Raw genomic sequence first — 26,424 nt, 5'->3', positions numbered from 1 at the left:
CACGTTCAAGGAAACCCCCATGTCTGTTTCTGAATTGACCGGTCGCCGCATCCTCATCACCGGAGGGGCCAGTGGCATGGGCGAAGGCCTGGTGCGTTCGCTCACGACCATGGGCGCACGGGTGGTGTCCCTGGACCTGAACCGCACCAGCGGTGAAGCCATTGCCACGGCCGCGGGCGCCCGGGGTTTCATCGAGGTCGATGTGGCCGACGAGGCCTCAGTGGCGCAAGCCGTGGACGCTGCCTGCGCCGGTCTGGGTGGCCTGGATGTGCTGATCCACGCCGCCGGCATCGCGCCGTCCTCGCCAGCGCAAGACACCAGCCTGGCGCTGTGGGAGAAGGTCTTCGCGGTCAACGCTACCGGCACTTTCCTGATGAACCGGGCTGTGTTCCCCCACCTGCGGGAACACGGCGGCAGCATCATCAACTTTGCGTCCGCAGCCGGTGCGCTGGGCCTGCCCAACAAATCGGCGTATTCGGCCGCCAAAGGGGCCGTGCTGGCCTGGACCCGCACGGTGGCGCAGGAATGGGCGCCCTACAACATCCGCGTGAACGCGATCGCCCCGGCCATCTGGACACCGATGTACGACAAGACCCGCGCCGAAATGAGCCCGGAACAACTGACCGCGCACGACGCCATGATGGCCAGGGTGATTCCGCTGGGGGGCCAGCTGGGCGACATGGAGCGCGACCTGGTGCCCGTGCTGGCCTTTCTGGCTTCTCCGGGCGCGCGCTTCATGACGGGGCAGACCTTCGCCGTGGACGGCGGTACCCTGATGGTTCGCTGATCGGGAGAAGGCGCATCAGCGCCAGCCGCCGCTGCGGGCTGCGGGGGGCTGATCAAAGTGCGGGGGGCGCACCGACACGCTGGCACCGCCATGCAGGCGCGGCTGCACGGCACCCAGGAAGTTGTACGGGAACAGCGCCGGCAGAGCACCCACCTGGTCCAGCCGGTCGCGCAGTTCGGGCGGCAATTCAAAGTCCAGGGCGCGCAAGCCGTCTTCCAGTTGTTCCAGCCGGGTGGCGCCGAGAATCACCGAACTGAGGGCAGGGCGACCCGACAGCCAGTTGATGGCCACCCGTGCCATGGGTTGCCCCAAGGCCTTGGCGACGGACTCCAGCGCTGCAACGATCTCCCAGTTGCGGGGTGTCAGCTTGTTCAACGCAGGCGTCGCCACCGCAGCGGTGGTCTTGATGCGGCCAGCCTGTTGGGCCTGCGCCTCGACGTTGGGAAGGTACTTTCCGGACAACAGCCCTCCGCCCAAGGGGCTCCAGGCCACCAGCCCGAGCCCCAGCTCCTGGCACATGGCCGGAAACTCGTATTCGATGCCGCGCTGCACCAGCGAATACTCCAGCTGCACGGCGCATGGCCCTTCGAGGCCGTGACCCTGAGCCAGGGTGGTGATGCGGGCGGCGTACCAGGCGGGCACGTCCGAGAGCGCCCAGTGGCGGATCTTTCCGGCCCGCACCAGGTCGTCCATGCTGCGAAGCACCTCCTCTGCCGGCGTGATGCCATCCCACGCATGCAGGTAGTAAAGATCCACGTGGTCTGTTTTCAGCCGCGTCAGCGAGGCTTCGATGGAGCGCATCAGGTTCTTGCGGCCGTTGCCGGCAGCGTTCGGGTTGCCTTGCGGGTTCTGGTGGTTGAAGCTGTATTTGGTGGCCAGGACCACGCGATCACGCGTGCCCGTTTCGGCCATGAGCTCGCCCAGCCAGGTTTCGGCGGTCCCTTGGGTGTAGATGTCGGCGGTGTCGATGAAATTGCCACCCGAGGCCAGGTAGGTGTCGAACATCGAGCGCGCGGTCGCCCGGTCGCAACCCCAGCCGTTTTCGGTGCCAAACGTCATGGTGCCCAGCGCAAGGCGCGAGACGCGCAAACCGGTGCGGCCCAGCAGGTGGTACGGGGTGGGTGTCATCGGATGCTCCTGATCTTGTTTTGTATTAATACAGATTGACAAAAAGTGTTCAATCATTAGACTGTTCGATCCCTGCTCATGTCAAGTACGGGTGGCCGTTCGAGGGCCCTTTCCTCGTCTCTTCCCACTGTTTCAAATCATGCTGATCGACGCCCACGCCCACCTGATCACCCCCGGAATGCTCAATCGCCATGCCTTCTGGGGGCCGTTCATGAAGATGCAGGGTTTCACCGTCGGAGACTTTTCGCTGGGTACAAAACAGAAATCCAAGGCGGCCAGCGATGAAGAGGCGGAAGCGAACCTGTTGGCGAAGATGACGCACGCCTCGCGCCGTGAGTTGATGGCACAGCGGGGCGTGGACCAGATCGTGGTGTCCACCCCGTCGCATGCGTTCATGTACTGGGCGGACGACTTCGGCAGCGAGTACGCGCGCATCTGCAACGAAGAGATGTCCGCCTATTGCGCCCATGACCCGGCGCACTTTGCCTTCTGGGCCCACGCCAACCTGGCCGAGCCCGCTGAAGCCGCGCGCGAGATCGAGCGCGCCGTGACGCAACTCGGGGCCAAGGGGGTTTGTGTGGGCGGCGCCAACTTCAAGGGCTTGCAGGCCTATAGCGAGGAACTGTTCCCCGTCTGGGAAGCCGCCACCCGGCTGGACGTTCCGCTGATGGTGCATGGCTACAACCAGTCTGTGTGGTGGGGCGACAAGCACGCGGAAGACCGCTTTGAAACCACCTCGATCGTGGGCGACTGCGTCGATGAGACCCTGTTTTTCTGGTACCTGATCTGTGGTGGTGCACTGGACGTTTTCCCCACGCTGAAAACCTACATCAACCACGCCGGGGGCATGTCGGTGTTCCAGCTCGGTCGTCTGGCCGAGCTGAACAAGTCGATGGCACCCGACGCCCGCAACAAACGCCCGTTCATGGATTACCTGCCCAGTTTCTGGTTCGACCTGGATGTGCACCACCCGGCCCTGCGTCGCGCTGTGGTGGAGGTGGTGGGCGCTGACCAGGTCCTTTACGGCACCAACTTTGGCGGTGCCTACGACAACGGCGACCTGACCGCCGGGCTCGGCCTGTCGGACGCCGACGTGGCCAAGATCCGCAGCGGGAATGCGTGCCGTCTGCTGAAACTCGACGCCCCCGTCGCGGGGTAACAGGCTTTGTCCTCAGCCGGCGCCAGGTCTGGCTGCCGGTGTGGATCACCCCGTTATAGGGGGGGCACTGGCCCTTCATCAAGTTGGTTGTCAGAGCCTGCCCCGAGGTGCCGTTGCAGGCCTGTCCATGCTGCTGAGCCTGCCTTGTCTATGGGGTGGGCAAGTCAATGCATGAGCCTCTGCGTGTACCCCGGAGGCATCGCCTTGCGGTCGACTAGAACAGAATCCGATCAACTGCTCAAACAGCTGAAAAAGACCCTAAATGTTTGAGGTAGATCAAGAGCGCACATGTTTCGATTTCGGGTAAACCCTTGTAAGTTATACACAAACAATAAAACTGTCTTAAATTAGTTTCCATGCCTGCAATGGTGCTGGCTCCAAGGAGACTGATATGTTGACGCGTAGCAATCCGGTGTTGGCCGATGGAACCAAGATCTCGGACCTCATCAACCTGGACACCCGTGAAGTGAAGATGCGGGTTTTGTCCGATACCGAGCTGTACCAGCTCGAGATGGAAAAAATCTTCGCCAAGACGTGGGTATTTCTGGCCCACGAGACGGAAATACCCAACTCGGGTGATTTTGTTCAGCGGGACATGGGATCGGATTCGGTCCTTGTCACGCGCGACCGCGAAGGCTCGGTGCATGTGGTGCTCAACGCCTGTACCCACCGGGGCATGAAGGTGTCCACCCTGGACATGGGCAATACGCAGGCCCACATGTGCATTTACCACGGCTGGGCCTTCAAGCCCAACGGTGACTTCATTGGTGCACCCGTCGATAAAGAGTGCATGCACGGGAAGATGATGAGCAAGGCAGAGCTCTCATTGACCAAAGCCCGTGTGGCGATCTATGGCGGCATGATCTTCGCCACCTGGAACATCGAAGGTCCGTCGTTTGACGAATTCCTGGGCGATGCCAAGTTTTACTACGACACCATGTGGTGCCGCACCACCAAGGGCATGGAAGTGCTGGGCCCGCCGCAACGCTTCATCATCAAGGCCAACTGGAAGACTGCGGCTGAGCAGGGGGCTTGCGACGGTTATCACACGCTGACCTTGCACCGCTGGCTGGGGGAGATTGGCCCTTACGCGAAGAAGCCCGGTGCCGAGGGCGGCGGTGCTGACCTGACCCCGGAGATGTACGGTGTTGAAGTCTGGACCGACCACGGCCACACCATGCGCTGCATCGATCTGGATCGCAAGGTGCGTCGCATCACCGGCCAGGACCCGTCCGAGCTGACACCCGAGCAGAAGCTGGCGGTGCTGCCACCCCCGGGTTTGACACCGGAGATGATTCCCGACGTGGTGAGCCGCCTCTCGCCCGAGCAGGTCCGGGTGATGAGCTCCAACCCGCCGCAGGTGGGCAACTTTTTCCCCAACGGCCTGTTCGAGTTCATCTACCTGCCCACGGCCGACGGCAAAGTGACCGGCGCGATGGCACTGCACACCTATGTGCCCTTGGGGCCGGACAAGTTCATGTTCATGAACTGGATCCTGGCGGAAAAAGACACACCGCCCGAACAGAAGGCCGCCATGCTGCGCATTTCCTGCCAGTTGCTGGGCACCTCCGGCATGGTCGAGCAGGACGACTCCGACACCTGGCCGCACCAGACCATCGTGTCCAAGGGCGCCATGAGCAGGAACATCACGCTGAAGTACCAGGCGAAATATGAGACCGGCAAGCCCGATGGTTGGCCCGGTCCCGGCCATGTGGGCAGCGGCTTTACCAAGGACGACACCAACTGGAGCTTCTGGCAGTACTGGCACGAACTGATGACTCAGGCGTCTTGAGTTGCCCATGCCAGCCCCACATCACCAGGAGATCACCATGCTTGCCCATTTGCTCGAACCCACACCCTTGCCACCTACCGTGCGCAGCAACCGCCTGCCCGTCGGTAGCCCGTTGTACAACGAATGCGTTGAGTTCCTCATTGATGAAGCCGAAATGCTCGATGAGCTTCGCTTTGCCGAATGGAGCCAACTTCTGGCGCAGGACATTGAATACAACGTTCCCCAGCGCTTGACACGGCCCGTGCGCATGCAGGACGGCACCATCATCCGCACGGTCCAGCACATGCACGACAACCACGCGTCGTTGATGCTGCGCGTGCGCCGCATCACGGAGACCCGCAGTGCTTGGTGCGAAGACCCGCCATCGCGTACGCGCCGCTTGGTCAGCAACGTGCGTGTCTACAGGACCGAAAGGCCGAATGAATTCAAGGTGCAGAGCTACATGCTGCTCACCCGGAACCGGTTCGACTTCGACTACTTTGACCTCATCCCCTGTGACCGGCACGACGTGTTGCGCAAGGACGGAGACACCCTGCAGTTGGCGCGGCGCGAGGTCCTGATCGACCAATCCGTGCTCGGAACGCCCAACCTGGGCATCTTCCTTTGATCTGTCCTCCCACCCTCTGCTGATCAGGATCAAAAAATGACCACCACCTACCGCTCCGAAAAGCTCGAACAAGCGTTCGCAGCACTGTCGGCCAACTACCGGGGAACCGACATCGACCTGTATGCGGCGTGCCGCGACAGGCGCGCGAAAACGCCGGTCGCGACCGGCGACTTCATGAGCAGCATCGGCGTGCCCACCCATGCGGGCGCCAATCACGGCCACCCGACCTTCACCCTGTTCAAGTACAACGATGTCAAGACCGTGCTGCAGGATTCCGCCACCTTCAACAGCCGCTTCATGGCCAAGGGCTTCGGCAGCTTTTTCAGTGCCGATGGGCTCGTCATCACGGCCATGGACGGTGAAGCGCACCGCAAGGCCCGCGGGCTTTTGCAGCCGGTGTTCGCACCCGACGCGGTGCTGCCATGGCGCACCGCCATCGAACACCAGATTCGCGACGAATTCATCCTGCCGCTGGTGCCGGAAAAGCGCGCCGACCTGATGGACTTTGCCCTGTACTTTCCGATCCGGGTCATCTACGGACTGATCGGTTTTCCGGACGAAGAGCTGGGCAACTTTTACGAGTACGCGGCGATGGGACTGACCGTGCTGGCCGGTCCCAAGCTCGACCCGACCGAAGAGGCGGCATCCCGCGAACGCGCCATGAAGGCCACCAACACCTTGTACGAGGCCGTGATGGCGCTGGTCAAACGCCGCCGCGCCGAAGGTGCGCCCGGTGACGACCTGGTTTGCCGCCTGTTGCGTGCCGAGTTCGAGGGCCGCAAGCTCGATGACCACGAAATCACGACCTTCGCTCGCTCGATGGTGGCCGCCGGCGGTGAAACCACCACTCGCACCTTCAGCTCGATCATGACGCTGCTGTTGCAGCGCCCTGCTTTGGTCGAGCGGGTTCGCAACGATCGCAGCCTGGTGGCCAAACTGATCGACGAGAGCGTGCGCTTCGAGCCGGTGTCCACGGTCAAGGTGCGCCAGGCTGTTCGCGATGTCGAGATCCGTGGTGTGCAGATTCCCAAGGATGCGATGGTGCAGTGCGTGGTCGCTTCGGCCAATCGCGACGAAGAGGTGTTCGACAACAGCGACACCTTTGACATCGATCGCCGCCAGAAGCCGTCCTTCACCTTCGGCTTCGGCCCGCACATGTGCATCGGCCAGTACCTGGCAAAGATGGAACTGTCCATCGCCATCAATGCGGTGCTCGACCTGTTCCCCAACGTTCGACTCGACCCGGATCGCCCCGCGCCCGTGATCGCCGGCAGCATGTTGCGCGGCGCTTCCTCGGTTCCCGTGATTTGGGACTGAAGACCCTGACCATGAAACGTGGCGTTCCAACGGTCGTCGACTTTGACGAACACGCCATCGACACCCTGATCGACCCGCCGGTGATCAGGCCCCCACACCTCTGCACATTCCTTTGATCTGGAGACCCTCATGAAACTCGACGACCTCATTCTTGTCAGCGTGGACGACCACGCGATCGAACCGCGCGGTGCTTTTGACCGCCACATGCCAGCCAAATTCAAGGGCCGCGAGCCCAAGGTGGTGCAAAGCAAGGGCCGTGATGTCTGGGTCTTTGAAGGCCGTGCCACGGGCTACATGGGCCTGAACTCGGTGGTGGGTCGGCCGAAGGACGAATACGGCATGGAACCTCTGGGCTATGAACACATGCGCCGCGGCACCTGGGATATCAAAGCCCGTGTCGAGGACATGAACGCCAACGGCGTTCTCGGGTCGATCTGCTTTCCGACCTTTCCCGGTTTCGCGGGTCAACGCTTTCAGCAGTACAAGGACGCGCGGGAGGTCTCGTTTGCAGCCATCCAGGCGTACAACGACTGGCACCTGCACGATTGGTGCAATGCCGCACCGGGTCGGTTCATTCCACTGAGTCTGATTCCCTGGTGGGACGGTGCATTGGCGGCTCAGGAAATCCGGCGCATGGCGAAACTCGGCGTTCACGCGATTTCGCTCTCGGACAACCCGGCACTGCACGGATTCCCGTCGATCCACGCTGACCACTGGGACCCGGTATGGCAGGCCTGCGCGGACAACGATGTCGTGATCTGCTGCCACATCGGTACCGGCGTCAAGGCCGAGCATGCCTCGGACCTCACGCCGATCGATGCCTGGATCACCTCGATGCCGATCTCGATCGCCAACTCGGCCGCCGACTGGATCTGGGCACCCATGTGGAAGAAATACCCCAACCTGCGCATGGCCTTGTCCGAGGGCAGCATCGGGTGGATTCCCTATCTGCTTGAGCGCGCCGACTTCACTTACCGGCACCACCACGAGTGGACCAACACCGACTTCGGCGGCGGAAAGCCCAGCGATGTTTTCAGAAAGCACATCATCACCTGCTTCATAGAAGACGAATTTGGCCTTCGCAATCTGGCCGACATCGGTGAAGACAAGGTGACCTGGGAATGCGACTACCCGCACTCCGACTGCACCTGGCCGGGTTCGCCGGAGATCTTCCATGCCCAGACCCAGCACCTGACCGATGTGCAGATCGACAAGATCGGCCACCTCAATGCCATGCGGGAGTTCTCCTACGACCCGTTCTCGATTCTGGGACGCGAGAACTGCACGGTGGGCGCGCTGCGGGCGCAGGCCCAGCACGTGAGTGTGGAACCCATGCTGGGCATGGGGGGCGCCAAGCCGGTGCGTGTGGCCGGCAAGCCGGTGACTTCGGGCGACATCAATAGGATGTTTGCCGATGCGGATGCCGAAACCGCGCTGTAACCCCAGGAGCACCCGATGAAACAAACCAACGATGGGCCGGGTCAGGTCGATGCCTGGCACCTTGACCCTCAGGAGGTCGCATGATGCGCGCCGCTGTCATCACCGAGCGCGGCCTGGGACCGGTCCTGCAGGACTTTCCTGCTCCGCAAGCACGCGAGGGCGCGACCTTGATCAAGGTCGACACCGCCGGACTGGGAGGCTGGGACGTTCTGGGCGCCTACCGTCTGGGGGTGCAATTCCCTTGCGTCATTCGTGGCGAGGGGGTCGGCCGTGCGTCGGATGGGCGCCGGGTCTATTTTGGTGAGCGCTCGGTGGCGCCCTTTGGCGCCTGGGCCGAGCAAACCCTGGTGCCGACCGAAGAGGTGTGGGACGTGCCCGACGATGTGGACGATGTGCTCGCCATCACCATGGGCATCGCGGGCACGGGCGCGCTGCTGCCGCTGGAGCAGGCCGCTATCAAGCCCGGCGAGAACGTGTTGATCCTCGGCGCGACCGGAACGCTGGGGCAGATCGCGCTTCAGCTCGCGCGCATTCTGGGGGCGGGTCGTGTGGTGGGAGCGGCCCGCGATGCGGCCGCGCTGGAACGCCTGCGCGCCCGCGGCCTGGCCGATGCGGTGGTGGCTCTGGGCAGCGACGACGATGCCGCAGCCCTCAAGGCCGTGGCGGGGGAGGGCTTCGACGTGGTGCTCGATGGCGTCTGTGGACCGCCCCTGCTCGCTGCCCTGAAGGCCACACGCTGGGGGGCACGCATCCTCACCATCGGCACCGGCGCCGGGCGCGACATCCAGCTCAACATCGCCGATCTGCTGTTCCGAACGCTCAGCTGTGTGGGCACTGGTCAGCGTTCACCGAGTGATCGTGAGGCCACCTGGCGCAGGCTCTTGCAGCTGGCACGTGAACACCAGATCACTTTCGATCATGTGGGTTACCGCTTCGATCAGATGCCTGATGCCTGGGCGGCGCAGGTGGCGGGGCCTCATGCCAAGATCACGGCCTCCTTTCGGGGCTGATGCGCATGCTGTGGATGGGCTGATCCAGCAGCAGGGCAATGAGTGGGGTAGAAGATCGGTGTTAACCCTTATTTTTTGCCGCATTTTGCAAATACGAGGGGCTTTATATGTACACAGTTGGATGAATTGTTTATATTAAGTCTTCACCGCTGCTTAACAGATGAAGGAGACGCGCATGCTGAGCCCGACACACCTCACACTTTCCGATGGAACCAAGGTCTCTGACCTGGTCAATGTCGCCACCCGGGAGGTGCAGATGCGCGCGCTCTCGGATCCCGAGCTCTACGAGATGGAGATGGAACAGATCTTCGGCAAGATCTGGGTATTCCTCGGTCACGAATCGGAGATTCCGAACTCCGGCGATTTCATCACCCGCGACATGGGTTCCGACTCGGTGCTGGTCACGCGCGACAAGTCGGGCGAGGTCCATGTGCTGCTCAACCTGTGTTCGCACCGCGGCATGCGGGTTTCAACCCTGGATGCGGGCAACACCCAGATTCACACTTGCATCTACCACGGTTGGGCATTCCGCCCGAACGGTGCCTTTCTCGGTGCGCCGGTTGAGAAGGAGACGATGCACGGCAAGATGATGAGCAAGGAGCAACTGGGGCTGAAGAAAGCCCGGGTCACTCTGTATGGTGGGCTGATCTTTGCGACCTGGAACATCGACGGGCCTTCGTTTGATGACTTTCTCGGCGATGCCAAGTGGTACTACGACATTCTTTTCAAGCGCACGGACAAAGGCATGGAAGTGCTGGGTCCGCCGCAACGCTTCACGGTTCGCGCCAACTGGAAGGCTGCCGGCGAGCAATCGGCCGCCGACGGGTACCACACGCTGACCCTGCACCGCTGGCTCGGCGAGGTCGGCAATTACTCCAAGAAGGGTGAGGGTGAGGGCGGCGGCGGTGATCTGAGCCCCGAGATGTACGGCGTGGAAGTGAGCTCTCCCCATGGCCATGCGCTGCGCTGCATCGATCTGGGGCGAAAGATCCGCCGCATGACGGGGCTGGACCCCGATGTGCTCAGCGTGGACGAAAAGCTCAACGCCTTGCCACCGGCCGGCATGACCAAGGACATGGTTGAGCAACTCAAACGCAACCTCACCCCTGAACAGCTGAAGGTGCAGACCAGCATGCCACCCCAGGTGGGCGGCATTTTCCCGAACGTGCTGTTTGGCTTTGTCTACATCCCTCAGGCCGATGGCACCGTGGTCGGCTCGATGACCATGCACGCCTACGTGCCGAAGGGGCCCGACAAGCTGGAGTTCGTGAACTGGATCTTCGCGGAGAAGGATGCGCCGCAGGAACTTCGCGACAAGATGCTCAGGCAGACCATCCAGCTGTTTGGCACATCGGGCATGGTCGAGCAGGACGACTCCGACACCTGGCCTCACATGACCCTGGCCGCCAAGGGCGCACAGGGCAAGAAGGCGACGCTGAAGTACCAGGCGGTCTACGAAACCGGCGCCCCCGAAGGCTGGCCCGGCCCTGGCATCGTCAATGAGGGCTTCACCAAGGACGACACGCAGTGGCATTGGTGGATGTATTGGCGCCAGCTCATGGGCGGCACGGTCTGAGCCCCCTTCGAGACTTCCTCGCAATTCGTACCCCCCATTTCCGGAGATTCCCATGAGTGAAGCCCAAGGCGCCCTGGTGCCGATTGGATCGCCTGTTTACAACCAGATCCTTCAATTCCTGTACGTCGAAGCGCGGCTGCTGGACGAGATTCGCCTCAAGGAATGGGGTGACACGCTGGCCCAGGATCTGATCTACACCGCACCGCTGCGGGAGACCCGGCCGGTGAATCAGCAGGCTGCGTCGGTGGTGCGCACCATGCAGCATTACCACGATGACTGGCGTTCCGTGATGGGACGCATTGTCCGCCTCACCGGTACCAAGAGCGCCTGGGCGGAAGACCCCCCATCGCGCACGCGGCGGCTGGTGACCAATGTCCTGGTTGAAGAGACCGACAAGCCCCAGGAATACAGCGTGCGCAGCTACCTGCTGGTGACGCGCAGCCGTTTCAACTTCGACGAGTTTGACCTGATCAGCGCCGAGCGCCGGGATGTGCTGCGGGTCGATGGCGAGAGCTTCAAGCTGGCGCGCCGTGAGATCCTGCTGGATCAGGCTGTGCTGGGAACTCCGAACCTGGCCATCTTCCTCTGAGCCTGTTGATCGCCTTCAGACCTTGAAGGCGATCCAGTCCTGGTCGTCCCGGCACAACTGGTCGGGCTGCCAGGTGAAGTTCCAGGTCGAACCCACCTGGCGCAGAGCCAGAGGGGCCCGTTCAGGCTGTTGCGCATAGCAGGCGCCGCTCAATTGGGCGTGCCGTTGGGCATCAAGTGGGCGGTTCTTGCCCATGGATATCACCGCACATCGCCGCAACACCAGGGCCGCCTCGGCCATGTCTTCGCTCAGGTGGCTCAGAGCCCAGCGCGCCATGCCCTGGCGCAAACCGATGCCGCTGTAGGGCGGCGGTCCTTCGATCTCAAGATCCTGGACATCCCAGGCCAGCAGCCGGGTGCCGTCCCGGTCCAGGGTGGCATGGGTGCGCCCGTCGACCCGCAAAGGTATCTCGATGTCATAGCGCCGTTGCTGCAGAGCGCGTGCCGCGGCCGCGGCCGTCAGGCCACTGAGTTCCAGCATGTGGGTGCATTGCTGGCTGGCATCGACCTGGCGCATCACCGCGTGTGCTCTGGTGGCTGGGACCGTACCCACCAGCTGCTGGAGCTGGTCTGCCGCAGAGGGGCACAGGCTGTAGGGGTGGCGGGGCGCTTGCGCGTGCAGGGAGGCGATGAGGCCATCCCGGACCACCAGTTCAACCCGGAAATGGTGGAAGTCGTCCTCAAGCGCAGCCCGGTACCGGATGCCGATCTCCATGGGGTCGGTGGCGATCAGAATGCGTCGTCGGAACAGGGGCATGCGGACTTTCTAGGGTTTCTACCGAGCAGGAAATCCACGGTGTTCACGTCTTCCCGGCTGACACGAGTTGTCTTAAAGTGTACGATAAATAAGATTGTGTTCAATATATATCTGGAGACTCGATGGATCTGCTGAAAGACAAAGTGGCCTTGATCACAGGGGCCGGGGGCGGCATCGGTCGGGGCGTTGCTCGATGCTGCGCACGAGAAGGTGCGGCGGTGCTGATTGCCGAGCTTGACCCGGTGACGGGGGCTGAAGCCGAACTCGAGCTCAAGCAGATGGGTGCCCGCGCCCTGTTCGTTCCGACCGACGTGTTGCGCAAGGAAAGTGTGGAGGCTTCGGTCCAGGCTGCGGTGGACCATTTCGGGGGGCTCGACATCCTGGTCAACAACGCCTTTGTGCCTTCGGAGAACGTGTTGCTGGAGGACAAGACGGACGCGATGCTGGAGCGCACCCTGACCTCGACCGTCTGGGCCAGCTGGTGGGCGATGCGTGCGGCCATGCCGCACATGCGCCAGCGCGGTGGTGGGCGCATCATCAACTTCACCTCGATTGATGTGGACATTGGCGCCTGGCAACACGCGGACTACAACACGGGCAAATCGGGTGTGGTCGGGTTGACCCGCAGCGCAGCCGCCGAGTGGGGGCGCTTCAACATCACCTGCAACGCCATCGCGCCGACCGCCATGGGCGCCACCTTCCACAAGCTGGCCGCTGAAATCCCCGGTTTTGCCGAACGCTCAGCCGCCGCTCGGCCGCTGGGTCGGTCCGGTGACCCGGAACTGGACATCGGGCCTGTGGTCGTTTTTCTGGGCTCGGAAATGGCGCGGTTCGTGACCGGGATCACCATGCATGTGGACGGTGGCCTGCACCTGCCCGGCTACAACTCACGCCCGGCCCATGTGCCGGTGCGTGAATACTGATGGACCATGAAGCGCTGGGTTTAGCGCTTCTTGACCTGGATGCTGCTGGTCTCCTGATCCCAGGTGGTCGGCGTACAGCCCTGGTCACGCAGTTCGTACTTGAGAACCCGCCCCTGTGGATTCTTCGGGAGGCTGTCGCGAAATTCGATGTAGCGCGGCAACGCGTAATAAGGCACCGCGTCAATGGCCCACCGGAACAGGTCCTCGGGACTCAGCGTCATGTCGGGGCGCAGCATGGCCGTCACCTTGACGTCGTCCTCTCCCTTGTCAGACGGCACGGCGTGCACAGCGACTTCAGCGAGGGCCGGATGACGCGCAAACGCCGCCTCCATCTCGAAGCTGGAAATGTTCTCGCCGCGCCGGCGCAAGTAGTCCTTCTTGCGGTCCACGAAGTAAAAAAAACCTTGCTCGTCGAACTTGCCAATGTCCCCGGTGTGCAACCAGAGATTGCGCATGATCTTCAGCGTGTCTTCTGGCCGGCGCCAGTAGCCCATGAACATGATGTCCGGGCGCAGCGGTCGCACCACGATCTCGCCGGAAGTCCCGGCCGGTACCTCGCGGTCGAGGTCGTCCACGATGCGCACGTCGAAGTCGGGAATGCGGGTGCCGGACGAGCCGGGCGCTGCGTATTCGCCACCGGCGAGCGAGGTGATCACCGCCGCCTCCGTGAGCCCGTAGCCGTTGCCGCCCACCTGCTTGGCGCCAAAGCGCTCGCGCCAGATGGCTTTGACTTCTTCGGTGAACGGATTGCCGCGCACCGTGTGGATCTGCCCCTTGCAGCGCTGTCCCGCGTCGGTGTCGGGCGCGTTGGCCAGCATGGCGCCCATGCTGCCCAAGATGGAGGCAATGGTCGCCCCGCTGCGTTCCACCTCGGGCCAGAAATTCGACACCGAAAAGCGCGGCACAAAGGCGACACGGGCACCGACCAAAATCGACGCCAGCACACCTACACACATGGCGTTCATGTGGAACAGCGGCAGCGGCGTGATCGTGACGTCGTGTTCGTTGGCCGGACCGGCACGCAGTTGCAGGCGCGCCAGGTTGCACATGTAGTTGTAGCTGATCATGCAGCCCTTGGATGGCCCGGTGGTGCCCGAGGTGTAGATGAGGCAAGCGAGTTCCCAGGGGTTGGGTTTGCGCTCGATCGCGCTGTCGTCATGACCCTGGTGCTCGCTGAAAGGTGCCAGTGGCAGGGTGCCACACTGTCCGTTGCCGGGCTCACCCCGGGTCAGCACCTGCTTCACGTCCGGCAGCCCATCCGAGACCGCCGCGATGCGTTCGACGTAGTTCGCTTCGCAGACCACCAATGCTGCTCCTGCATCGGCGATCTGGTGGCGCAGAAATTCGCCCTTGAGGGCCGTGTTGATGGGGACGCTGACAGCGCAAAGCTTGTTGATGGCGAACCAGCAGAGCACCGCGTCGACGTTGTTGTCGAGCATCGTCACCACGGTTTGCCCAGCTTGCACACCGAGTGCTGCAAACGAATGGGCCAAGCGGGTCGATTGGCGATCCACCTCACCGTAAGTATGAAATTCACCCGAAAAGTCGAGCAGAACCCGGTCAGGGTGTTTCGCTACCGCGCGTTCAAGCGCTGCAATGACCGTATCCTGTTGACCGAGAGACCATGTGTCTGGGTTGCCAATGCCTGCCATGTGAAAAGCTCCAAACCGTGACGAAAGCCACAGATTATTCTGTATATAGACAAGAATTCTAAATGCAGATTTCACAACGGATGTGCTGGTAAACCCTTGACTTTGCCCCGTTGCAGCAACTTCACCGACCTTCAGAAAGTATGGAAATGAGTCTCAAGAGTGCGAAGAAACAAACCTCAGTCGCTCTGGCTTTGGACGTAGAAGCCGAACCTGACGCCCAACCCGAGGGCAAGCCCCGTCCCAGAGTGGCGAAAAAAGTCGTTGCTGCATCGGTGGCAAAAAAGCCCTTGGCCGCTGTCGCGGTGCCAGAAAAAAAGCCGGCGACCGTGGTGCCGGAAGGTGTCCGGCGCGTGCGCAGCAATCGGCGATCCGAGCAGACCATTGCGAACATCCTGGCGGCCACCGAAAACATCGTGTTGGAATCCGGCGCGGAGCGCATTTCTATTTTGGATGTCTGCCGGGCGGCTGATGTTTCTCGGGGAACGTTCTACCGCTACTTTGCGTCGCAAGATGAGCTGCTGGATGCTTTCTCACGACACAAACGGGAACGGTTTCATGTGGCACTGGCCGAAGCCGTCGAGGCCTACGAAGACCCCGACGAACGCTTTGCAGCACTGGTTCGCTATCTGGATCACTACCTGGAGCACGGCCGGGCGCGCCGGCTGCTCGTTGTGGCGCCCGAGTACGCCCTGGGGTTTTTTCGGCGCATCTTCCACGATTCTGTCGTCAGATTCCAGGATGTGTTGGCCGTGGTGTTTGACGCTTGGGAAGCACGTCTTGGCGTCAAGCTCGACCGGGAGCTCGTGTGTGAAATGTTGATACGCTACGTGCTCAGCGAGCAACTGGTCCCGGGAGACACGGATCGAAAGACGGTGCCCCGGCGCATCGGACGGATGGTGGAGTCCTTGACGATGGGCGCTTCCCCGCGAGCCCGGCGCTGAACCGAACGGCATCCACCTTGCGTGGCCCTCACTCCGGTGAGGGATCTGACGTGTCCTGCCTCAAAGCGGTCGCAATGCGTGCGAACAACTGCTTGACCGGCACCTCGGACGGCTGGGTACGCAGCGGGTCCTCATGGGCCGTGAAAGCCTGGTAGACCGTTGACCATTCGGCGCTGGAGAGATGGCGACGGGCTGCCGGGAAAATCACGGACTCTTCAAGAGACATGTGTTCCCAGATGGCGCCACTGAGGCGCTGAACCGCTGCGCTGATGGCTGCCTGGGCGTCTGGCTGTCCGCGCTCCTGCCGGGACAGGGCGTCGGACAAGCTGTCAACCAACGCGTTTTCCAGGGTGTGCTGTCGCTCCAGTTCGTCCAGCACGGCGTTGTGCTCGTCCGTGTGTTGCCGGAGCAAACGAAAAATGAATGTCTCTTCCTTGGGGTGGTGCAATTTCGCCGGACACTGGCGGAGGTAGTCGACCATCAGGTGCATCAACCCCAGATCGGGCGCCTTGCCGTTGATGCGCCCGGCTTGGTCCAGTTGCTGAAGTCCACTCAGTACCGCAGCGATGGAGCGATGTTCTCCCAGCACGATGGCGAGTGCACGGTTGGCGTCGGCCTCATCGTCATTCGACTCTATGCTGGCCACATGCACCGGCAGGTCGGCGATCTGCAGCAGGCGGTGGGTCACACTGCCGTGCAGCCAACCCCGCAAACCCGGCAAACGGCCGTGCGAACTGACGAAAAGAAGGTCGCAGGCATGCCGGTGTGCTGCGTCAAGAATGGCCTGGGCCGGGTGGTCGCTGACGCTGGCGTCTGTCGAGCACACCACGCCACCGATTCTGGCCGCGTTGCTCGCTTTGAGCAGCACCGCATGCCGGGGCATATCGCTCTCGTCGCTGAATGCCTGCCGGTCGAGGGAAAACAGCATGGCACCTTCGCCGGTGGCGGTCAGGTCGGGTGCGGCGTAAAAAAAGGTGATTCGAGCTCCCAGGACGCGCGCGAATTCAACCGAACGGTTCACGGTGGTCACCCCGAGTGGGGTGTCGTCCAAGGCAACCAGCAGGTGTTTGTACATAAAAAATCTCCATGCAAGACAGTGTGCAGAGTACCTGCATCGGGTCAGATCGTGATCTCAGTGTTTTCGATAACTTGAACAGAATCGCATTTTCTGATTAATATCGCATTGATGCAGCGCAAATCCATGTCGAATGTCTGGCATGTACCGCGACTGCTTCGGTGACACACGAAACGACATCCGCGTCTGCCCCTTTGGCTACGCCTGAACCTGAAAGAACCACCATGCTGATCGATCTCCACGCCCACGCACCGCTACCCGGTTACTACAACCAGCACCCGTTCTGGGGGCCGTTCTTCGAAAGGCATCCGGACGGCGATGTCAAACTTCGCGTCGGCCACTGGGTGCTGCGCCTCGGCTCGCCCGAGCGCAAGGCGGCTGTGCGCGCCGGCAATGGTCCGAGCGTCGAGGAATACATGGCGCGTTGGGCTGATCCGAAAAACCGCCTGAACGGCATGGACGCCGCGGGCCAGAACGCGCAAGTGCTGTCGGTCCCTTCGCACTGCTACATGTACTGGGCCGACCCCGAGTTCTCGGTCCGTTTTGCCACCAAAGTCAATGACATCCTGGCCGACTACTGCTCGGCAGCGCCAGACCGCCTGATGTTCTGGGCCCATGCGCCGCTGAATGCACCGCACGATGCGGCGAAGGAAATTCGCCGTGCCTGCACCGAGCTGGGTGCCAAAGGCCTGGTGGCTGGTGGCGCGAACTTCGGCGGTCTGGAAGCCGATTCGCCGCAACTCGATGTGGTCTGGAAAACGATGTGCGACCTGGATCTGCCGATCTTCATTCACGGCTACAACCAGTCGGTTACCTGGGGCATGCAGGCCGACCACGACAAGTACGAGACCACGGCCATCGTGGGGATGAACTACGACGAAACGCGTTTCTTCTGGTACCTGATCAACGGTGGCGTGCTGGATCGCTTCCCCGATCTGAAGGTCTACATCACGCACGGTGGCGGATACATCCCCTACCAGCTCGGTCGTCTGGCCCAGACCAACCGCAATCTGGATGTGAAATTCAACAAGAAGCCCGTCGAGGAATACCTGAAGAACTTCTGGTTTGACGTGGAGCTGCACGAAGTGCCGATGCGCCAGGCCCTGGTCGACATCATCGGCGCCGACCGCGTGCTGTATGGCAGCAACTTTGGTGGCAGTGACGCCGTTCGCCACGACCTGACCGATGGCCTTCGTCTGTCGGATGACGACCTGCAGAAAATCCGCTGGAAAAACGCGTGTGAACTGCTGCATCTCGATCCGGCCAAGCTGGGCAAACCTGCCACCAAAGTCGTCGCATGAAACTCGCACGCTGCTCCGATGGCGGCGCACCGTTCTGGGCGCTGGTGGATACCGAACGAGGGGAGCTTCGCCCGATCGAGGGCGGCGTGCCCGATTGGGGGCCGGCGGTCACGCGTGGTGAGGGGGTGTCCGCGCTGCGGTTCACCGGGGCGGTGCTGCTCATGGGTTCGGTGAGACTTCTGCCCCCGATCGAAAAGACCAACCGGGTGGTGGTGGCGGGCGCCAACTACGCCAAGCACCTCGCGGCGGACTTCGGCATCAAAAGCCACAGCCAGCCCATCGCCTTCCTAAAGGCCTACGGCGCAATCATCGGTGCCAACGACGCGCTGCGTTATCCCCCCTTGACCCAGGAGCTGGACCACGAAGTGGAGCTGGTGGTGGTGATCGGTGATGTGGTCAATCGCCAGGACCCGATCGCCAGTGTGTTGGGGTATACCGTGGGCAACGACGTGAGTTCGCGTGATCTGCAGCGCAGTGGCCCGCCCGGTGTGGGGATGGACCTGTTTGCAGCCAAAAGCGGCGACCAGACCACGGGACTCGGACCCTGGATCGTGACCCGCGATGAATTTCCCTCTGCAGGCAAGTTGTCGCTCCGTCTTTTGCTGCGCGTGAATGGCGAGCTTCGGCAGGACGGCGACACCGCCGAGATGACCTGGGATGTGGCGGAGCTGGTGAAGTTTGTGGACGAACGTTCGAGCTTCGAAAGCGGCGATGTCATGTTCACCGGTTCGCCCGCCGGCACGGCGCAGGGTTCCGGCAAGTTTCTCCAGGTGGGTGACGTGGTCGAGGCCGAAATTCCGGGCATTGGTGTCCTGCGCAACACCGTCACGGCGAAGCAATAAACATTCAGAAAGACAGCAAATGAGCATCACGCAAAACAAAGTGGTCGTCGTCGGTGGCGGCCTCATGGGCACTGGCATCGCACACGCCTTCGCCAGTTCGGGGTTCACCACCGTGCTGGTGGACAGCAACGAGGCCGCGGCCGCCAAGGCGCTCGCCGCCGTCGCCAAGATCCTGGACGACGGCGTTCGCCTCGGCAAACTCGATGCTGCGGTGGCCGAGGCCGCCAAGGCGCGTCTCACCACGCAAGGTGATCTGGCCACGGCATCCGCAGGGGCGGCGTTGCTGGTCGAGACCGTGACCGAAAACATCGTGGTGAAGAAGCAGGTGGTGGCCACGGCCGCCGCCCACATGCTGCCCGACGCCATCATCGCCAGCAACACCTCTGCGCTGAGCGTGACCGAGATCGCCACGGCCGTGCCCAACCCCGAGCGCGTGGTGGGCATGCACTTCTTCAACCCGGTGCACAAAATGAAACTGGTCGAACTGGTGCGCGGCATCGCTACCAGCGACGAAACGGTGGCCAAGTCCCGTGAGTACAGCGATGCCTTGGGCAAGACGTCGATCATCGTCAACGAGTCCCCCGGCCTGACCACCAGCCGCATGTCGGCCATGCTGGGCAACGAAGCGATGTGGATGCTGCAAGAGGGCGTGGCCACCGCCGAAGACATCGACACCGCGCTGCGCATGGGTTTCAACCATCCGATGGGACCGCTGGAGCTGGGCGATCTGACCGGATGGGACACCCGGCTGTCGGTGCTGCGCTACCTGCATTCCACACTGGGTGACAAGTTCCGCCCGTGCCCCCTGATCATCAAGATGGTGGCCTCCGGTCGCCACGGCCGAAAGACCGGCGCGGGCGTCTACCAGTACGACGACAAGGGCCAGCGGATTCCCGGCTCCGGCCTGAAAGCGAGCGTTCTGTGAGCCGCGCTGATGTCGTGATCGTCGGTGCGGTTCGCACGCCCGTCGGAAAATTCAAGGGCAGTCTGGCGGGCGTTCGCGCCGATCACCTGGGGGCCGTGGTGCTGGACGAACTCATCACCCGTGCCGGGCTTGAACCGGAAGTGGTGGACGACGTCATTTTCGGCTGCGTCACCCAGGTGGGCGAACAGTCGGCCAACATTGCACGCACCGCACTGCTGGGTGCCGGCTGGCCTTGCTCGATTCCCGGCCTGACGATTGATCGCAAATGCGGTTCGGGTGAGGAGGCCGTGCACGTGGCCGCAGGCCTGATTGCCTTCGGATCGGCCGACGTGGTCGTGGCCGGCGGTGCCGAGAACATGAGCCGGGTGCCCATGGGCAGCAACCGCAGCATCCACGGCGAGGCTTTTGGCTGGATGGCCGCCGACCGTTACGAAATGACGGGACAAGGCGAAGCCGCTGAACGTCTGTGCGATCAGTGGGGACTGGTGCGGGAGGAACTCGATGCGTTCGCGGTGGAAAGCCACCGCCGTGCGGCCGCCGCCGCGCTGGCTGGCCATTTCCAGAAAGAAATCGTGTCGGTGCCTGTGGCGCAAGTGCGTGAGAAGAGCGCCGAGGGCGAGGCGCAGCTGTTCTCTGCGGATGAAACGATCCGTCCAGGTACGGCGGCTGAAAAGCTGGCGACCCTCAAGACCAGTTTTCGCCCAGACGGGCGCCTGACCGCCGGGAACTCGTCACAGATTTCCGATGGTGCGGCCGCGTTGCTGCTGATGTCCTCGGCCAAGGCCGAGTCGCTGGGTCTCAAACCCCGCGCCCGCATTCGCGCCATGACCACGGTGGGCTCCGACCCCACGCTGATGCTGACGGGGCCGATCGCGGCCACCCGCAAAGTGCTGGCACAGGCGGGCCTCACGATGGACGACATCGACCTCTTTGAAATCAACGAAGCGTTCGCGCCGGTGCCGATGGTGTGGATGAAGGAGCTGGGTGTGTCCGCCGAGCGGTTGAATGTCAATGGCGGCGCCATCGCGCTGGGCCACCCCCTGGGGGCCAGTGGTGCGCGCATCATGACCTCGATGCTGCACGAGCTGGAGCGCCGCGGTGGCCGCTATGCGCTGCAGGCCATCTGTTGCGCTGGTGGCATGGCCACCGCCACGCTGATCGAGCGTCTGTGACCGTGGCGCGTTTGCCGCTGGTTCCGCTGGCCGATTTTCCGGCGCCACTGGGTGAGGCCGTGCAGCGGGGCGTGGACACCCGCATGCTCAGTTCCACCGTGCCGGTGCAGGTGTGGGCCCACCGGCCGCAGGCGGCGCTGGCCTGGCTGGCGCTGCTGGACCAGTTCCACAACCATGGGGTGCTGGACTCGCGCCTGCGGGAGCTGGTGCGCCTGCGCATCGCCAGCATCACGCAGTGCCAGGCCTGCCAGCTGGCGCGCAAGAGCGACCGCGTGGACGCGCAAGACATTGAAGCCCTCAACTGCCTGCAGACCGGCAGCGAGCACTTCACGCCTGCCGAGCGCGCGGCACTGACCTATGCCGAGCTGTTCGCGGCCGACGCACACGCCGTTGATGAATCCCATTTTGCCGCGCTGGCGGCGCACTTTTCGACCGCTGAAACCGTGGAGCTGCAGATGTTCTGCGCGTTGATGCTGGCGGGCGGCCGCATGACTCTGGTTCAACAAGCCTACGAGGAAATGCCACCGTGAGCTCATCGATTTTCGGCATTCCTGTTCAAGCCTTGAACGGCTCCGACACCAGCCTTGCCCCCTTCAAGGGGCAGGCGATCCTGGTCGTCAACGTCGCGTCCCAATGTGGGCTGACCCCGCAGTACGCCGGCCTGCAGGCCCTGCACGACCGGTTTCACCTCCGTGGACTGCAGGTGACGGGATTTCCCTGCAACGACTTTGCGGGGCAGGAGCCGGGAAGCGAGAGCGAGATCCGAGATTTCTGCGACACCGAGTACCACGTGAACTTTCCGTTGTTCTCTAAATTGCGGATCAACAGCGAACCAAGGCACCCGCTGTATGCCGCTCTCATTGCCGCGCAGCCACAAGCCGTGGCGTCCGGCGACCCGTTGCTGCGCGACACCTTGGCCAAGCACCAGCTGCTTCCCCAAGGGGAGCGCGATGTGATGTGGAACTTCGAGAAGTTCCTGATCGACCGCGACGGTGTGGTGGTGGCCCGTTTTGCCCCCGATGTGGCACCCGATGACGCACGGCTGATCTCGGCGATCGAGGATGCTCTCGGTTGACCCGGCGGCCCGCAGCGAGCGTTCCCGGTTCGGGTGGACGCTGCTGACGCTGGTCGCTGCCCAGGTCGGTTTGCATGGCTGCCTCAACGGCATGCGCATGACCATCCCCTTGCTGGGGGTGAACGAGGCGCGTGGCGCGGCCGTGATCGGGCTGCTGATGGCCCTGTTTGCCGTGTTCCCCTTTTTGCTGGCCATTCCCGCCGGTCGTCTGGTGGACCGGCGGGGGTACCACCTGGCGACGCGCATCGGCGCCTTGCTGGCCCTGGTGGGGGCGGTGCTCGCAGCGTTGAGTTCCCATGTGTGGGCACTGGGAGCCGCCGCCGCCCTGGTGGGCGCAGGCTCGGCGATGGGCATGATTGCGCTCCAGCGCACCGCCGGCCGGCTGGCCCGTGGCGAGGCCGAACGCCTGAAAATTTTCAGCTGGGTGGCGCTCGCTCCGTCCATCGCCACGTTTCTCGGTCCCTTGCTGGCGGGCGCGCTGATCGACCAAGTGAGCTACCGCGCCGCGTTTGTCGGTTTGGCGCTGTTTCCCTTGGGGACGCTGCTCGCCACCACCCGGGTGCCTGCTGAAGCACCCCGGGCGCCGGCCAAACCGGTGGCCGCGCCACAGAAGGCCTGGGACCTGCTGGGGAACAGCGATCTTCGGCGGCTGTTCTTCATCAACTGGCTGATTGCCGCTTGCTGGGACGCACACGCATTTGCCTTGCCGATCCTGGGCCATGAGCGGGGATTGAGCGCATCCGCCATTGCCATGGTGCTGGCCAGTTACGCCGTCACGTCGGCCTCCGTGCGACTGGCGATTCCATTCATGGCGGAGCGTTTGCAACCCCGGTGGGTGATGACCGGCGCGCTGGCCCTGACGGCGTCGGTGTTTCTGCTCTACCCCTGGCTGGACAGTGCGTGGGCCATGGCCGTCTGTGCTGGCACCATGGGCCTGGGGCTGGGTGCCATCCAGCCCGCGGTCATGTCCAGCCTGCACAGCTTCACCCCGCCCGAGCGCCAGGGTGAGGCGCTGGGGCTTCGGTCCACCGTCATCCACTTCTCCACCCTGGTGATGCCCTTGAGTTTTGGTGCCGTGGGCGCCGTGCTGGGTGTCGCGCCGGTGTTCTGGATGACAGGGGCGGCGCTGTCTGCGGGCGCCTGGGCCGCATTCGGCTTGCCTTCCCGGGCCAGGCACGCCTGACGGGTGCAGCACACCACTGTGCACCCACGCCAATCATTCCGGTCAAACCACCGCAAGGAAACACGATGCTGAAGCTGTATCACTCACCCGGTTCCAATTCAACGCGCATCCTGTGGCTGCTGGAGGAGCTGGGCGCCGACCGGGAGATTGTGGTGGTGAAGTACCCGCGCGCCGACGGCAGCGAGGCCGATCCTCGCAACCCGCATCCGCACGGATTCACGCCGGCACTGGAACACGAGGGTCATCTGGTGTCGGAAACGGCGGCCATTGCTCTGTACCTGACCGATCTGTATCCCGATGCGGAAGTCGGTGTGCCGGTGGGCCATGCGCTGCGCGGCGCCTACCTCACCTGGCTGTTCTATCAGGTGGGCTTGACCGAACCGCTGGTCTACATGAAGGGGCAGGGTCTGCTGGCGCAGGACCCGGCGATGGGCGGCCTCAACGAATCGATGATGCGGCACATCAGGCACACGCTGCAACGCGGCCCCTACCTGCTCGGCCCACGCTTCACCGCTGCCGACATCCTCTTCATGAGCCTGTTCGAGATGGCGCGGCCGCTGCTGGGGGACTGTCCGGTCATCGACGCCTACCTCGCACGTGCCGACCGCCCCGCGCGGCGCCGTGCTTTGGCCCTGGACCGCTGAGTCGCCGCACGGTAGTCAACCGTTTCCTCGCCCGATCCCCATTCGTTATCTGGAGCGCACATTGATGTCCCGTTCTGTCGTACTTGTCACCGGCGGCGCACGCCGCATCGGGCGGGCCATCGCGCTCGACCTGGCTACCGCCGGATGGAGCGTCGCGTTCAGCTACCGCCATTCGTCGGCCGAAGCGCAAGACACCTTGCGGGAACTGCGCCGCCACCCAGGGCAGGCGGAAGCCCTCTTTGCCGATTTGAGTGACGAGGCCAGTTGCTGTGCGCTGGTGCCCGAGGTGGTGAAGCGTTTCGGCCGCATCGATGCGGTGGTGAACAACGCATCCACCTTTGAGTACGACAACGCCGAGACCTTCGGACTGGCTGCCATGGAGCGGCACTGGAAGGCCAACACCGCGCCCGCCATTTTGCTGGCCCAAGGTCTGTACCAGCACCTGAAAGACACCGGGCGCACGGGGTGCGTGGTGAATTTGCTCGATCAGAAGTTGTGGAATCCCAACCCTGACTACTTCTCCTACACCCTGTCCAAGGCGGCGCTGGAGGCGGCCACCAAGATGCTGGCCATGGCCATGGCGCCGCAGCTGCGTGTGAGTGGCGTGGCCCCGGGTCTCACCCTGCTGTCCGGACCGATGAGCGAACAGGAGTTTGCTGTGGGCCAGCGACTCAATCCCCTGGAGCGCAGTTCACCCCCGGAGGACATTGCCGGCGCGGTGCGTTTCCTGCTGACCTCACCCGCCACGACCGGCTCCACGATCCTGGTGGACGGTGGCCAGCACCTGTCTCGCCAGGCGCGCGACGTGATGTTTCTGGCACGCGAAATGGAAGCCCACTGACATGCCCCACGCGCTCCTGATTTCCGAACTGGCGCAATGCAGGCGTCTGTTCCTGCGTAACCATGAGGTGGATATCGGCATTGGGGCGCATGCCTTTGAACAGGGGCGCCGGCAACGCGTTCGGATCAATGTGGATCTGTACGTGCCACTTGCTTGCAGCACGCCGGTGGGCGATGCGCTGGATGAGGTGGTGGACTACGACTTTGTGCGTGAGATCGTTCGTGAACGGGTGGATCGAGGGCACATCCAGCTGCAGGAAACGCTGGCCGATGATCTGCTGCGCGCGTTGCTGGCCCATCCCCAGGTGCTGGCCGCGCGGGTCTCGACCGAAAAGCCCGATGTCTACCCCGACTGCGAAGCGGTCGGGGTGGAGGTGTTTGGATTCAAAGACGCCAGGCAGCACCCCCTGGGCGTTCAGGCACAGCAGACTCAGTGAGGGGTGCGATCTTCCAGGCTGGTGCCACGGGTCCACAGCAGCAGCAGCACGCTGAACACCGCGGAGACCACCAGGGATGAACTCACCGAGGTGTGCTCGGCCACCACGCCCCACAGAACAGCTCCTCCGGCGCTGCCGCCCATGATGCTCATCTGGTAGATCGCCATGCCGCGGGCGCGCAGCTTGGTGGGCAGCACCAGCTGAGCCGACATGGTGAGCGTGTTGGCCACACACAGCCAGACCGCACCCGAGAGCGCCAGCGCGGGTGCCAGCGTCCACGCGTTGGGCGCCCAGACAGCGCCCAGCGTGGCCAGCGCGTGCAGCCAGACGCCGGCATCGATGATGCGGTTGCGCGCCGCCATGGCTGGCAGACGGGGCAGGGCCATGGCTGCGAGCACGGCGCCCGCGCCCATGGCCGCGAGCAGGGCGGTGTAGGTGGCTTCGTTGGCACCAAGACCTTTGGCGACCAGAGGCAGCAAGGCCACCAAGGCCACGGCCTGGGCGAAAAACACGAAAGCGCGGAACAACACCGCCCGGAGGATGGGCGAGGCCCGTGCGTGGCCCACGCCATCGCGCATGGCCTGCAGCAACCGGGTGCGCTCGGTGGGGGGCGTGTGCGGGGGAATAGGGGCACGCCAGATCAGCACGCCGGCCAGGATGGACAGCACGGCATTGAGCGCAAACACCATCGCCGACCCTTGCCAGGCCAGCACGATGCCCGCGACGATCGGACCCAGCACACGTGTCAGGTTGATGGCCAGCGCGTTCAGGGTCAGGGCCGACGAGAGCAGGCGCCGCTCGACCAGGTCGGGCACCAGGGCCGAAAACACCGGGAACCGGAACGCCAAGCCGATGCCATTGAGCAGGCACAGCAGCAACAGCGTTCCTGGCGTCAGGGCATTGCTGCCGGCGAGGACCGCCAGAACCGCCGCCACCACAGCGATCCAGGCTTGTGCCACGGCCAGAAAACGTCTGCGGTTGAGCAGATCGGCCAGGGCGCCGCTGGCCAGACCCAGCACAAACAGGGGCAGTGTGCCGGCCGCCTGCACCCAGGCCACCCAGACGGGGCTTTCGGTGAGCTGGGTCATGCGCCAGGCGGCCGTCACCTCGTGCATCCACATGGTCATGTTGCCGGACAGCCAGGCCAGCCACAAATAACGAAAGCCCGAACCCCGGAAGGGTTCGAGCAGCGAGTTGGAGGGCGTGTGTGGCATCAGGTCGGCCTGCCCATTGGCTGGCGCCGTCCGCAACGG

At 63.2% G+C, this 26,424-nt stretch carries 26 protein-coding genes; 21 read left to right on the top strand and 5 right to left on the bottom strand.

Annotation, left to right across the window (positions count from 1 at the left end; genetic code table 11):
• Positions 1–19: 19 nt before the first annotated feature.
• The gene (locus AC0GNR_RS13230; protein ID WP_304834773.1) at positions 20–787 is read left to right on the top strand and encodes an SDR family NAD(P)-dependent oxidoreductase; all 768 of its coding nucleotides are present in this window, start codon (positions 20–22) and stop codon (positions 785–787) included.
• Positions 788–802: 15 nt separating this feature from the next.
• On the opposite strand, the gene AC0GNR_RS13225 is transcribed toward AC0GNR_RS13230, so the two are convergent.
• Positions 803–1,915, bottom strand: coding sequence for an aldo/keto reductase (locus tag AC0GNR_RS13225; RefSeq protein WP_472901413.1), 1,113 nt, complete (start codon positions 1,913–1,915; stop codon positions 803–805).
• A gap of 139 nt (positions 1,916–2,054) precedes the next feature.
• Between AC0GNR_RS13225 and AC0GNR_RS13220 the strand changes: the two genes are divergently transcribed.
• The 8 genes from AC0GNR_RS13220 to AC0GNR_RS13185 all read left to right on the top strand — a co-directional run bounded on the left by AC0GNR_RS13220 (position 2,055) and on the right by AC0GNR_RS13185 (position 11,405).
• Entirely contained in the window at positions 2,055–3,074 is a 1,020-nt protein-coding gene (locus tag AC0GNR_RS13220) for an amidohydrolase family protein (RefSeq protein ID WP_472901412.1), read from the top strand.
• Between the two features lie 391 nt (positions 3,075–3,465).
• Positions 3,466–4,866, top strand: coding sequence for an aromatic ring-hydroxylating dioxygenase subunit alpha (locus AC0GNR_RS13215; protein WP_310565290.1), 1,401 nt, complete (start codon positions 3,466–3,468; stop codon positions 4,864–4,866).
• 37 nt (positions 4,867–4,903) lie between these two features.
• Positions 4,904–5,473: an aromatic-ring-hydroxylating dioxygenase subunit beta gene (locus AC0GNR_RS13210; protein WP_348683918.1), complete on the top strand. Its 570-nt coding sequence runs from the start codon at positions 4,904–4,906 to the stop codon at positions 5,471–5,473.
• A gap of 36 nt (positions 5,474–5,509) precedes the next feature.
• Positions 5,510–6,790 (top strand): cytochrome P450, encoded by a 1,281-nt coding sequence (locus AC0GNR_RS13205; protein WP_472901411.1) that lies wholly within the window; start codon positions 5,510–5,512, stop codon positions 6,788–6,790.
• Positions 6,791–6,919: 129 nt separating this feature from the next.
• Complete coding sequence (locus AC0GNR_RS13200; RefSeq protein WP_348683915.1) at positions 6,920–8,230, top strand: amidohydrolase family protein; 1,311 nt, start codon at positions 6,920–6,922, stop codon at positions 8,228–8,230.
• A gap of 83 nt (positions 8,231–8,313) precedes the next feature.
• Positions 8,314–9,240 (top strand): quinone oxidoreductase family protein, encoded by a 927-nt coding sequence (locus AC0GNR_RS13195; protein WP_472901410.1) that lies wholly within the window; start codon positions 8,314–8,316, stop codon positions 9,238–9,240.
• Between the two features lie 175 nt (positions 9,241–9,415).
• Entirely contained in the window at positions 9,416–10,816 is a 1,401-nt protein-coding gene (locus AC0GNR_RS13190; protein ID WP_310565294.1) for an aromatic ring-hydroxylating dioxygenase subunit alpha, read from the top strand.
• Between the two features lie 52 nt (positions 10,817–10,868).
• Positions 10,869–11,405: a 3-phenylpropionate/cinnamic acid dioxygenase subunit beta gene (locus AC0GNR_RS13185; RefSeq protein WP_348683909.1), complete on the top strand. Its 537-nt coding sequence runs from the start codon at positions 10,869–10,871 to the stop codon at positions 11,403–11,405.
• 15 nt (positions 11,406–11,420) lie between these two features.
• On the opposite strand, the gene AC0GNR_RS13180 is transcribed toward AC0GNR_RS13185, so the two are convergent.
• Positions 11,421–12,161 (bottom strand): DUF2889 domain-containing protein, encoded by a 741-nt coding sequence (locus AC0GNR_RS13180; protein ID WP_472901409.1) that lies wholly within the window; start codon positions 12,159–12,161, stop codon positions 11,421–11,423.
• Between the two features lie 122 nt (positions 12,162–12,283).
• Here AC0GNR_RS13180 and AC0GNR_RS13175 point away from each other — a divergent pair, with 122 nt between their 5' ends.
• Positions 12,284–13,084: an SDR family NAD(P)-dependent oxidoreductase gene (locus AC0GNR_RS13175; protein ID WP_348683905.1), complete on the top strand. Its 801-nt coding sequence runs from the start codon at positions 12,284–12,286 to the stop codon at positions 13,082–13,084.
• Between the two features lie 20 nt (positions 13,085–13,104).
• Here the strand turns inward: AC0GNR_RS13175 and AC0GNR_RS13170 are convergent, their stop codons facing one another.
• Complete coding sequence (locus tag AC0GNR_RS13170; RefSeq protein ID WP_472901408.1) at positions 13,105–14,736, bottom strand: ATP-dependent acyl-CoA ligase; 1,632 nt, start codon at positions 14,734–14,736, stop codon at positions 13,105–13,107.
• 146 nt (positions 14,737–14,882) lie between these two features.
• On the opposite strand from AC0GNR_RS13170, the gene AC0GNR_RS13165 reads away from it, so the two are divergent.
• Entirely contained in the window at positions 14,883–15,677 is a 795-nt protein-coding gene (locus AC0GNR_RS13165; RefSeq protein ID WP_472901407.1) for a TetR/AcrR family transcriptional regulator, read from the top strand.
• A gap of 28 nt (positions 15,678–15,705) precedes the next feature.
• On the opposite strand, the gene AC0GNR_RS13160 is transcribed toward AC0GNR_RS13165, so the two are convergent.
• Complete coding sequence (locus AC0GNR_RS13160) at positions 15,706–16,752, bottom strand: universal stress protein (RefSeq protein ID WP_472901406.1); 1,047 nt, start codon at positions 16,750–16,752, stop codon at positions 15,706–15,708.
• Positions 16,753–16,976: 224 nt separating this feature from the next.
• Between AC0GNR_RS13160 and AC0GNR_RS13155 the strand changes: the two genes are divergently transcribed.
• From AC0GNR_RS13155 to AC0GNR_RS13110, 10 genes are all read left to right on the top strand, one after another.
• Positions 16,977–18,053, top strand: coding sequence for an amidohydrolase family protein (locus AC0GNR_RS13155; RefSeq protein WP_472901405.1), 1,077 nt, complete (start codon positions 16,977–16,979; stop codon positions 18,051–18,053).
• Entirely contained in the window at positions 18,050–18,895 is an 846-nt protein-coding gene (locus AC0GNR_RS13150) for a fumarylacetoacetate hydrolase family protein (RefSeq protein WP_472901404.1), read from the top strand. Before AC0GNR_RS13155 ends, AC0GNR_RS13150 begins: the two co-directional genes overlap by 4 nt.
• A 19-nt stretch (positions 18,896–18,914) precedes the next feature.
• A complete protein-coding gene (locus AC0GNR_RS13145) occupies positions 18,915–19,820 on the top strand; it encodes a 3-hydroxyacyl-CoA dehydrogenase (RefSeq protein WP_472901403.1) in 906 nt (301 codons plus the stop codon).
• Positions 19,817–20,992: a thiolase family protein gene (locus tag AC0GNR_RS13140; protein ID WP_472901402.1), complete on the top strand. Its 1,176-nt coding sequence runs from the start codon at positions 19,817–19,819 to the stop codon at positions 20,990–20,992. Before AC0GNR_RS13145 ends, AC0GNR_RS13140 begins: the two co-directional genes overlap by 4 nt.
• A complete protein-coding gene (locus AC0GNR_RS13135) occupies positions 20,989–21,522 on the top strand; it encodes a carboxymuconolactone decarboxylase family protein (protein WP_472901401.1) in 534 nt (177 codons plus the stop codon). Before AC0GNR_RS13140 ends, AC0GNR_RS13135 begins: the two co-directional genes overlap by 4 nt.
• Positions 21,519–22,067: a glutathione peroxidase gene (locus AC0GNR_RS13130; RefSeq protein ID WP_472901400.1), complete on the top strand. Its 549-nt coding sequence runs from the start codon at positions 21,519–21,521 to the stop codon at positions 22,065–22,067. Before AC0GNR_RS13135 ends, AC0GNR_RS13130 begins: the two co-directional genes overlap by 4 nt.
• Complete coding sequence (locus AC0GNR_RS13125; protein WP_472901399.1) at positions 22,054–23,250, top strand: MFS transporter; 1,197 nt, start codon at positions 22,054–22,056, stop codon at positions 23,248–23,250. The genes AC0GNR_RS13130 and AC0GNR_RS13125 overlap by 14 nt, the downstream gene beginning before the upstream one ends.
• A 65-nt stretch (positions 23,251–23,315) precedes the next feature.
• Positions 23,316–23,894, top strand: a complete 579-nt coding sequence (locus tag AC0GNR_RS13120; RefSeq protein ID WP_472901398.1) for a glutathione S-transferase family protein — start codon at positions 23,316–23,318, stop codon at positions 23,892–23,894.
• 64 nt (positions 23,895–23,958) lie between these two features.
• Positions 23,959–24,735, top strand: coding sequence for an SDR family oxidoreductase (locus tag AC0GNR_RS13115; protein ID WP_472901397.1), 777 nt, complete (start codon positions 23,959–23,961; stop codon positions 24,733–24,735).
• Between the two features lies 1 nt (position 24,736).
• Positions 24,737–25,171: a dihydroneopterin aldolase gene (locus tag AC0GNR_RS13110; protein WP_472901396.1), complete on the top strand. Its 435-nt coding sequence runs from the start codon at positions 24,737–24,739 to the stop codon at positions 25,169–25,171.
• Here the strand turns inward: AC0GNR_RS13110 and AC0GNR_RS13105 are convergent.
• The gene (locus AC0GNR_RS13105) at positions 25,165–26,385 is read right to left on the bottom strand and encodes an MFS transporter (RefSeq protein ID WP_472901395.1); all 1,221 of its coding nucleotides are present in this window, start codon (positions 26,383–26,385) and stop codon (positions 25,165–25,167) included. The two genes, AC0GNR_RS13110 and AC0GNR_RS13105, sit on opposite strands and share 7 nt — an antisense overlap.
• Positions 26,386–26,424 lie beyond the last annotated feature (39 nt).

Source organism: Hydrogenophaga sp. LT287 (genome assembly GCF_055702805.1).
The sequence above is the reverse complement of the archived record's forward strand: the minus strand, read 5'-3'. Positions and strand labels throughout refer to the sequence as shown.